This is a genomic window from Sphingobacterium sp. UBA7253 (assembly GCF_002472745.1).
GTDB lineage: Bacteria > Bacteroidota > Bacteroidia > Sphingobacteriales > Sphingobacteriaceae > Sphingobacterium > Sphingobacterium siyangense.
This window is the reverse complement of the sequence record NZ_DKSP01000084.1, coordinates 1-8,329: the sequence shown is the minus strand read 5'-3', so window position 1 is coordinate 8,329 and position 8,329 is coordinate 1. Positions and strand designations below refer to the sequence as shown.

At 39.0% G+C, this 8,329-nt stretch carries 12 protein-coding genes; 8 read left to right on the top strand and 4 right to left on the bottom strand.

Going from position 1 to position 8,329, the window contains the following annotated elements; translation table 11 throughout:
* Positions 1–728: 728 nt before the first annotated feature.
* Positions 729–1,661 (bottom strand): SPFH domain-containing protein, encoded by a 933-nt coding sequence (locus B2X72_RS08355; RefSeq protein WP_286849073.1) that lies wholly within the window; start codon positions 1,659–1,661, stop codon positions 729–731.
* A gap of 285 nt (positions 1,662–1,946) precedes the next feature.
* Between B2X72_RS08355 and B2X72_RS08350 the strand changes: the two genes are divergently transcribed.
* Genes B2X72_RS08350 through B2X72_RS26620 form a run of 4 tightly spaced genes read left to right on the top strand, consistent with a single transcriptional unit; the run spans position 1,947 to position 3,097 of the window.
* Complete coding sequence (locus tag B2X72_RS08350; protein ID WP_286849071.1) at positions 1,947–2,348, top strand: PAS domain-containing protein; 402 nt, start codon at positions 1,947–1,949, stop codon at positions 2,346–2,348.
* 21 nt (positions 2,349–2,369) lie between these two features.
* Positions 2,370–2,603 carry a histidine kinase dimerization/phospho-acceptor domain-containing protein gene (locus B2X72_RS26625; protein ID WP_414711790.1) on the top strand — a complete coding sequence of 78 codons (234 nt, stop codon included), beginning with the start codon at positions 2,370–2,372 and terminating at the stop codon, positions 2,601–2,603.
* The gene (locus B2X72_RS08345; protein WP_286849069.1) at positions 2,575–2,880 is read left to right on the top strand and encodes a hypothetical protein; all 306 of its coding nucleotides are present in this window, start codon (positions 2,575–2,577) and stop codon (positions 2,878–2,880) included. Before B2X72_RS26625 ends, B2X72_RS08345 begins: the two co-directional genes overlap by 29 nt.
* The gene (locus B2X72_RS26620; protein WP_376747323.1) at positions 2,825–3,097 is read left to right on the top strand and encodes an ATP-binding protein; all 273 of its coding nucleotides are present in this window, start codon (positions 2,825–2,827) and stop codon (positions 3,095–3,097) included. Before B2X72_RS08345 ends, B2X72_RS26620 begins: the two co-directional genes overlap by 56 nt.
* Positions 3,098–3,156: 59 nt before the next feature.
* On the opposite strand, the gene B2X72_RS08340 is transcribed toward B2X72_RS26620, so the two are convergent.
* The 3 genes from B2X72_RS08340 to B2X72_RS08330 all read right to left on the bottom strand — a co-directional run bounded on the left by B2X72_RS08340 (position 3,157) and on the right by B2X72_RS08330 (position 4,504).
* Positions 3,157–3,957 carry an inorganic diphosphatase gene (locus B2X72_RS08340; protein WP_286733434.1) on the bottom strand — a complete coding sequence of 267 codons (801 nt, stop codon included), beginning with the start codon at positions 3,955–3,957 and terminating at the stop codon, positions 3,157–3,159.
* 115 nt (positions 3,958–4,072) lie between these two features.
* Complete coding sequence (locus B2X72_RS08335) at positions 4,073–4,324, bottom strand: hypothetical protein (protein WP_286849068.1); 252 nt, start codon at positions 4,322–4,324, stop codon at positions 4,073–4,075.
* A 3-nt stretch (positions 4,325–4,327) separates the two neighbouring features.
* Complete coding sequence (locus tag B2X72_RS08330; RefSeq protein ID WP_286849066.1) at positions 4,328–4,504, bottom strand: hypothetical protein; 177 nt, start codon at positions 4,502–4,504, stop codon at positions 4,328–4,330.
* 293 nt (positions 4,505–4,797) lie between these two features.
* On the opposite strand from B2X72_RS08330, the gene B2X72_RS08325 reads away from it, so the two are divergent.
* The 4 genes from B2X72_RS08325 to B2X72_RS08310 all read left to right on the top strand — a co-directional run.
* Positions 4,798–5,295, top strand: a complete 498-nt coding sequence (locus tag B2X72_RS08325; RefSeq protein ID WP_286849064.1) for a DinB family protein — start codon at positions 4,798–4,800, stop codon at positions 5,293–5,295.
* Between the two features lie 88 nt (positions 5,296–5,383).
* Positions 5,384–5,980, top strand: coding sequence for a DUF4142 domain-containing protein (locus B2X72_RS08320; protein ID WP_286849063.1), 597 nt, complete (start codon positions 5,384–5,386; stop codon positions 5,978–5,980).
* Between the two features lie 286 nt (positions 5,981–6,266).
* Positions 6,267–7,082 carry an alpha/beta fold hydrolase gene (locus tag B2X72_RS08315; protein WP_286849061.1) on the top strand — a complete coding sequence of 272 codons (816 nt, stop codon included), beginning with the start codon at positions 6,267–6,269 and terminating at the stop codon, positions 7,080–7,082.
* A 134-nt stretch (positions 7,083–7,216) separates the two neighbouring features.
* Positions 7,217–8,329, top strand: a 1,113-nt coding sequence (locus B2X72_RS08310) for a hypothetical protein (RefSeq protein ID WP_286849059.1), incomplete at its 3' end; no start/stop codon positions are given.

The window sequence follows — 8,329 nt, the reverse complement described above, 5'->3', positions numbered from 1 at the left end:
CAAGTATTTTAGGCCTTTTATGCTTTAGTTTTATAAGATATATGCTTTTTAATCATGCAGAATCTATTTATAGCTATTACAATAAGTTGTTTTGTATTATTTTGGTTCGCTGTACGCCACAAACTTTCTACGCGAGTTTATATCATTTGGTCGCTCTTCATATCATTTGCCGCTGTTGCAGGGTTCTTTATACAATTTCCCCCATCGTTCGCCTTAATTCTATTGGGTACAGTTATAACAATCGTCTGTTGTTCGATACTATTGGTTAATACAAAAATAAATATGTATTTGCTTTTGGCGATCCATATCTTGCGTATTCCAGTAGAATTTATTCTCTATGCTTTATACAAAAAAAAAATGCTGCCGCGAGAAATGACTTTTATTGGCTGCAATTATGATATAGTTTTCGGAATTACTGCCTTAATATTTTTGATAACGGGCATATTCTTTCGTAAAATTTTCAATTTCCAGATTTTCAGATTATGGAACATATTCGGTATTTGCTCAGTTCTCATTGTTGTTCTTCTAGGAATACTGTCATCCCCAATTCCTATACAATTGATCGCTTATGATCAGCCAAATATTGCTATGTTAAAATTTCCATATGCTTTATTGCCCAACCTGGTGGTACCCTTAGTAATCTTATCCCATATCCTGCTTTTGAGGAATTCAGTTACATCAATATTTAGATAATACGTCTATGGAAGAGCTTCTTCGGATTTCTATCCCTAAAGACCGCCATCTTTAGGAATTTCAGGCAATTGCGCACTATTATGTCCATCAATCTTCTGTGCCGCGGCCATTGAAACTACCAAATCATTCAGCATAGTGCTTGCTGCTGTTGGCGAATTTGGAAGCAAGACCAAATTGCTTCTGCTATTGGCTCCAATGGCATTCAGCGTGTCATAATGTTGCGTCACAACAATTAATGCAGAAGCTTCCTGTGCATTGATATCGGCCGCATTCAGCATTTTTACCGATTCTTCCAGTCCCTTCGCAATCTCTCTTCGCTGGTCTGCAATCCCCTGCCCCTGTAATTTTTTAGATTCTGCTTCAGCTTTTGCAACGGCAACAATTCGTATTCTTTGTGCCTCAGACTCATATTCTGCGGCAGTTTTTTCGCGTTCAGCAGCGTTGATCCTGTTCATAGCATGTTTCACCTGTTCATCAGGATCAATATCTGTCACTAATGCTTTAATAATATCGTAACCGTAGCTTTGCATCGCATCCTGCAATTCACTTTTTACGGCAATGGCAATATCATCTTTTCTTACGAAAACGTCATCTAATTTTGTTTTTGGAACCTCAGCACGTACAACATCAAAAACATACGATGTAATCTGATTTTCGGGATTCTCCAGACGATAATACGCGTCTTTTACATTATCTCTGATTACCTGATACTGAACAGAAACTTTCATCTTAATGAAAACATTATCCAATGTTTTGGTATCAATTATGACATCCAATTGCTTTATCCTAAGATTCAGCCGCTTAGCGATCTGATCCAAAAACGGAATTTTTAAATGCAAACCAGCATGACTTACTTTTAAAAATTTACCCAGCCTTTCTATCACAGCCGCAGATTCTTGTTTTACCGTATAAAATGAAGCAAATAATGTAATAAGTCCCAAAAAGACCAGAATTCCTAAATATAGCATAACCTTAAATTTAATATTGGTGATATACAAACTTACATCTTTACATTGTCATTCTTCTACTTCTTACATAATTTTTCGATAAAGTTCCGAAACTCGGTTATCCATCCTAAAGATAGCCCAACAATACATTTTACTGTGCTAGCCAAGGCTGTGTTCTTTGCAATCTTGGCATAAGCCTCCGCGATGTCCTTGCAAAAGCTCACTTGCAAAACGAAGCCGCTGCTATTAAAATAGCTATCAAGGTTAATTGGCGTTTAATATTTACTCTGGTTGGATAATGACATAATGGATAAATTGAAATTCGGTTTTAATGTGTGTACGGATGCGGGCAATTGCTTCGGTAATATCTTCTGTATCAAGATCATCCTTAAAATCAATGATAAGCATCAATATAACGTCTTCAGGAGACTTGCAGTCATTGTTAACTCATCCTATGACGCGATTATCGGAAAAACACTAGACGGTATCATAACCAGCTGGAACGACGCTGCGACGAATCTCTTTGGCTATTCAACCGCGGAAATGATTGGTCAGTCCATCCTAAAATTAATTCCACGATATATGCATTCTGAAGAAGATTATATTCTGGGGCGAATCCGCATGGGGCATTCCATCAAGCATTTTGAAACTGTTCGGCAGACAAAATCAGGCAAATTGATCGATTTGTCGCTGACGATATCCCCATAAAAAACAATCTCGGCGAGATCATTGGAGTATCAAAAATTGCACGGGATATCACCGAAAAAGCAGGAGGAGAAGCGAAAAAATGCGTTTATATCCGTAGCAAGCCACGAACTCAAAACACCGCTCACCACAGTCTTGATGAATACGCAGATGATGCAACAGCATGCAACTATATTTGGTGAAAAAAGTGCCCAGATAGGAACTAAGATCGAATCTCAAAGTGAGAAAAATGATGCTCACGATTGCGGATTTTCTTAGTATAACGGAGGTAGACGAAGGAAAATTGCAACTTCACCAAACCACTTTTCAGCTTGACAAATTAATGCGGGACTGTATTAATGATTTGGGAACGAATTGGCACAGCATTGAACAGCGTTGTGATCCCACCGTTCATATTTTAGCTGACTGGCCCAAAATGGATCAGGTTTTTGCCAACTTACTTAACAATGCCATAAAATTACTCTCCCTATGGTGGGACGATCATTATTGGCACGCAGATAATAGGCGAAAAAGTACGTATATATGTTCAGGATGAAGGGATTGGAATCGAGCCCAAACATCAAAAGAATATTTTTAAATCATTCTATCGGGTGGATAACCTAAATACTTCTAACATATCTGGATTTGGCATCGGCCTATATTTGGTCGCAGAAATCCTGCGAGAACATGGTTCACAGATACACGTTCAAAGCGCCAAGAATAAGGGATCTATTTTCTATTTTGATTTCCCCTTCACCTACGCTTCAAGCTAAATAGCATTTATAAGCCTACTGGTCTACATTCCAGCAGATCTACAGTATTAATCTAGCGACTAGAGTAGCCCGACCTCACTTTGCCTAATAACTAACTCTTTTTGGGCAAATTGTAATTCGAGTTTTTTCTTGAATTGTTTCCAGTAGGCATGGTCGATTTCAGCAACCATGATTTCATAAACCACATTCTCGTCTTTAATTGGCTGTTTTTTAGGATCGACCCATATACCAATGGCAGGGGCACGCGTATAAGCTGTTATCCCGCCAAAGTCTTTAATGAGCTGCTTACTAATATCCTGAAATAGTTGAGCGGAGAAGGGTGTTCCCGACGCATCGTAGAGTGGAAGAAAAAGTTCAATTTTTTTGATGGCCTGGCTGTTACTTTTTGCTTTTTCTATCGCCTTACATGCATCTTTAGCACTTAGAATTTTCAAAGGCTGGAAATTTTTGCCTTCCTGTTTATTATAATTTATGAAGAACTGTTGCAGTTCATCGAGCACGGTTTCAGGCAATTGGGTGACACGATGAATGTGACCAAAGACGGCTGAAGCCTCCGGTACAACCAAAAACCGGTCATTTTCGACAGTGTCCCCATCTTTATCCTGCTGTATCGCCTTTATTGCACCAATTATTCTGCATTTCAATATACAGCCAGGAAACGTCCCTTGTTCCGAAATAACGATAATATCCAAGGGGTCACCATCCTCTCCTACGGTGCCCGGGATAAAACCGAAATCATAGGGGAAAACTGAGCCCAAAGGAAGGTATTTTGCCAGAACAAATCCGCCACATTTTGGCTCATAATTGTATTTGGCATTTGAATTTTTGGGGGTTTCAACTGTACAGAATATGTATTTCATTGTCATTTCTAAAATGGGTTTCGGCTCAATATCGACTTATTAAAACTAATGAGTTTTATAGTTGAACAGCAGCAGCTACAATTTCGTTTACGATTTTATAACAAAAAAAAAGCGCCTAGGTCTTTACACCTTTTGCCTTTTTGATAACTTGCTCTACCCTTTCCAAACGCTTTCTCCAAGCCATGACTTGCGGTTCTTCATATCTTGGAAGGCCATCCTCGTGCATTAATCCCAGTACTTTGGCCAAACGCTGACTTAAGTCGGCTGTCCCACCGTTAAGCTTCTTCCATTTGCGCTGATCTTTCAACAGATCATTTTCATAGGCAGCGAGCGCCTTCTTTATCGTACTTAGCTCTTTTTTGTACATTTTCTACCTATGATATACAATCATGAGCCGATTATATGCAGCGGTATGCAGCTTATCTTTTGCGATAACTGTATGATAGTTTTTGACAGCATCCTCCAATTTCTCTTCGGATTCTAACAATTTAGCCTGTTTAATTAATTCGTTGACAGACAGACGTGCTGTGGATCTTTGATCAGCCATTTCAATACGAGTGTTCGGGACCATAAAACGCGGGTATGAGCCCGGATCATAAAGCGATTGCCTTTTCTAGGAAATCTCGATAGAAGGACACGATTCAGCAAATAATAGTTTGTCTACTGATTACATCTTCCCTAAAACCTTTTCACACCGCAACTATTCCAGCGTTGCTAGCTGAAATTCTTCAGTACAATGTTAGCATTTTAAGCGAATACACAATTGGTTAAAACTAATTCCTGTATAGTTCGGTTTAATTTCTAAAGTCTTAAACTTAATCATTTTAAAACTAAGTCATTATGAGCACTATTCTGATAAAAGATATCATTCAGCAATTAAAGGATGTGGAGTACGCCGATCTATGGATCGATGAAAATTTTGAAAAAAAATTAGCTACGGTTACCGAATCATCTGTTTATGAGCGTCCTATCCCAGAAATGCATAGTGTAGCGGAACTGATGTCGCATCTCATTGAATGGCGTAAGGAGGTTGTGAGCCGTTTGAAGGGAAATCCACGGGGACTCGAAATGAACGAAGCTAGGAATTGGCGAACGAATGACGAACTGAAGACAACAGGCTGGAAAAAGCTGTTGGAAGATTTCAGGGATAGTCAGCGACACGTTATTCACTTTCTCAACGGCAAAGACGATTCCTTCCTCGAACAACCCTATAAACATGCGAATCCTGATTTCCCGCATAACCTCAAATACCTCCTGACAGGCCTTATCCATCACGATTTTTACCACTTGGGTCAGCTGGGTATCACTATTAAATTTTTGAAGCTAAAAAACGCGTGAATGTAATATGAAATAGTTGCGTTGGTCATTTTTTTGAAACGATACTGTTTTGACCACTGTTTATCTAGAAATCAAAACTCATAAGATCATGAAAAGAATATTTTTGACCCTAGCAATTGCATTTTCTATTATTGCTGTCCAAAGTTGCGGCAATGCAAATAACGACAGCAAAAAAACAGCAGACAGTATCAACGAAACAAAAGCACCAGAAAACATAGACGATAATAATACGGCAACGACGCCTGTTGCTGTCAGTGAAGACGATGCAAAATTCGTTACTGAAGCAGCAAACGGTGGCATGGCTGAGGTAGAACTTGGAAAACTGGCAAAGGAAAAAGGCCAGCATGTGGAGGTAAAAGCCTTCGGCGAAATGATGGTTAAAGATCATTCCAAAGCAAATGATGAACTTGCAACGCTTGCACAAGCAAAAAATATCACGCTACCAGCCACCTCGGGTAAAGATGAACAAAATTTGAAGGATGAATTGTCCAAAAAGTCGCCCAGAGACTTCGATAAATCGTATATTGAAGATATGGTTAAAGACCATGAAAAGCATATCAAACTGTTTGAGGACGCTAGTAAAAACCTTAAAGATACCGAGCTGAAAGCGTTTGTAGATAAAACTCTACCAACACTTAGAAACCACTTAGATCATGCTAAAAGTGTAAAAGATAAGTTGAAATAATAGCAAAACACAGGGGCTGATATTGGATATTGGCCCCTGTCTTTTTTAATTACAACTCAACTGCCCTAACGATACGAAATCTTCCCCTCGGTATTATCGCGCTCCAATCTTTTTTTAAGGACTGTCTGCTTGCATTTCTGACGCAATCGCCCCTATATTTGTCGTATTTCCACAGGATCTTCCTGGGAAATCGTAATGATATTTGTCACGTACATTTTAAATAAATTCGTTATGAACACACATATCAAAACCAAATACTATTTTTAAATCATTACTTTATATCATTATGATGACTACTGTTATGCAATCTTATGCCCAAATTAAACCCTCGGCTCAAGGTTTAGTACACCTTAAGGACAGAAAGGTATATTATGAAGTTTATGGTACTGGAAAACCGATTGTATTATTACACGGCGCTTTTATGACCATCAGCACAAACTGGAGTCAGCTCATACCCGAACTGTCAAAAAACAGGAAAGTCATCGCCATTGAACTGCAGGGCCATGGCCATTCACCCTATTCTGATAGAAAGTTTGACCACGCCATACTTGCAGCTGATGTTGCCAAAGTGATGGATTATCTGAGAATTGAACATGCTGCAGTGCTTGGCTACAGCTTTGGAGGCGCAGTAGCCTACCAATTTGCCATTCAGTACCCGAAGCGCTTAGATGAATTAGTCATTATTTCTGCTACCTATAAAAGTAAGGGATGGATGCCGGAAATTAACAAAGCCTTTCAGAACATGAAACCAGCACTATTTGAAAATAGTCCGATGCAGCAAGCCTATGAAGCCGTTGCTCCCGACAAAACAAAGTGGACAAAATTTTTAGAACAGATGATCTCTTTGGCACAGCAACCATTTGATCTGGGAGACGCAAATATTGCCAAAATATCTTCACCTGTACTCTTGATTGCTGGAGACAACGACGGTCTAGATAAGATCGAGCTGGTAAAAACATATCAATTATTGGGCGGTGCAGTAGTTGGTGACTTTGGACAAATGCCGAAATCCCAATTAGCCATTATCCCAGCACAAAGCCACGTCAGCCTGATAGGCCAAACTGGAAGCATTTTAGATTATCTGAATAGCTTTTTAAAATAAGTCCTGTAGAGGGAGAAGAACTTATGCATATTATTGAAGAAAACTATGCTGATTTTATTTAACTTAGTGTATAGATAATATAAAACCTAGATTAAACCTAATTGAATTCAATAGCGATCGTATATTCACCATGTATGAAACGTCAGCCAAACTTCCTCTGGATAATGCTGTCTATTTTACTATTAACACTTAACCAATTCGCTCAAGGAGCAATCTCAACAAATAAAAATAAACTGCTTCATACTGTTAAGGTTGTTTATTTTTATCCTGCTGACGCAAAACTGTCTTCCGATTGGAAAAATCGTCTCGACCGAACATTGAAGGATATCTCCTCCTATTACAAAACTGAGCTTGGAAATTCGGGATTTAAAAGTGATGGTATCCCTTTTGAGGCAGAAGATTCGGGTTATCAGTACCACTTGGTTCAAGGGTCGAAACCCTCAAATGATTATACAATAAATTCAGGGCGTGAAATAGAAAATGAAATCTTCGAGAAACTGACGCCTGCTATCAATCCAAACACCGAACATATCCTTGTTATTACTGCCTTAAGCCATAAAGATGAAAATGGGACCTACGTATTTCATTCGCCATACTATGGCAGGGGCTCTGCTTCCTCGGGCTTGTGCATGGTTGCAGACTGCGACCTCCTAGATCCGGCATTACTCACGGATGCAAGCACCAAAATAACTTTTACAGAGATGTTTGCCACAAATAAAGCATGTACTGTAGGAGAGTTCAACAGTTGGTACCTCGGTGGGATAGCACATGAAATGGGCCACCTATTCGGATTACCACACGATCATGGTTTTCCAAATGAGTTCAATCGAAAAACGATTTCCTTAATGGGAGAACATGGTAGCAGGCACTACAAAGTCGAAAAATGGGGTGGTTTAAAATCAGCTAAATTTTCCAAAGCCTCAGTCTTTCAACTAAGTAGTCATCCCATATTTACACAGCGACCAAAACCTATCCAACAAAAAAACGAATTCCTATTACAATCATTTATGCTATTTCAAACCGAAAATACGACAAAATTAAAGCTTCAGTACCATTCAGGTACAGTACCATATGGCGTTGTCGCGTTGATCCACCCTTATAATACCTCCGAGTATTTGAGCAACAGCTTTACCGCTGTAGTCAACCAGAGCAATTCTGTAGAAATTGATATTGCTCCTTTTGAAGGCAATATACCCTATGAAATTAGAATGCTGTTTTTATTTGACAACACTTGCGTCCTAAACGTT

Bases quoted from the DNA above. Each gene is read 5' to 3' on its own strand.
- B2X72_RS08355 (WP_286849073.1), bottom strand. From the start codon at position 1,661: ATGCTATATTTAGGAATTCTGGTCTTTTTGGGACTTATTACATTATTT.
- B2X72_RS08350 (WP_286849071.1), top strand. From the start codon at position 1,947: ATGGATAAATTGAAATTCGGTTTTAATGTGTGTACGGATGCGGGCAAT.
- B2X72_RS08345 (WP_286849069.1), top strand. From the start codon at position 2,575: ATGATGCTCACGATTGCGGATTTTCTTAGTATAACGGAGGTAGACGAA.
- B2X72_RS08340 (WP_286733434.1), bottom strand. From the start codon at position 3,957: ATGAAATACATATTCTGTACAGTTGAAACCCCCAAAAATTCAAATGCC.
- B2X72_RS08335 (WP_286849068.1), bottom strand. From the start codon at position 4,324: ATGTACAAAAAAGAGCTAAGTACGATAAAGAAGGCGCTCGCTGCCTAT.
- B2X72_RS08330 (WP_286849066.1), bottom strand. From the start codon at position 4,504: ATGGCTGATCAAAGATCCACAGCACGTCTGTCTGTCAACGAATTAATT.
- B2X72_RS08325 (WP_286849064.1), top strand. From the start codon at position 4,798: ATGAGCACTATTCTGATAAAAGATATCATTCAGCAATTAAAGGATGTG.
- B2X72_RS08320 (WP_286849063.1), top strand. From the start codon at position 5,384: ATGAAAAGAATATTTTTGACCCTAGCAATTGCATTTTCTATTATTGCT.
- B2X72_RS08315 (WP_286849061.1), top strand. From the start codon at position 6,267: ATGATGACTACTGTTATGCAATCTTATGCCCAAATTAAACCCTCGGCT.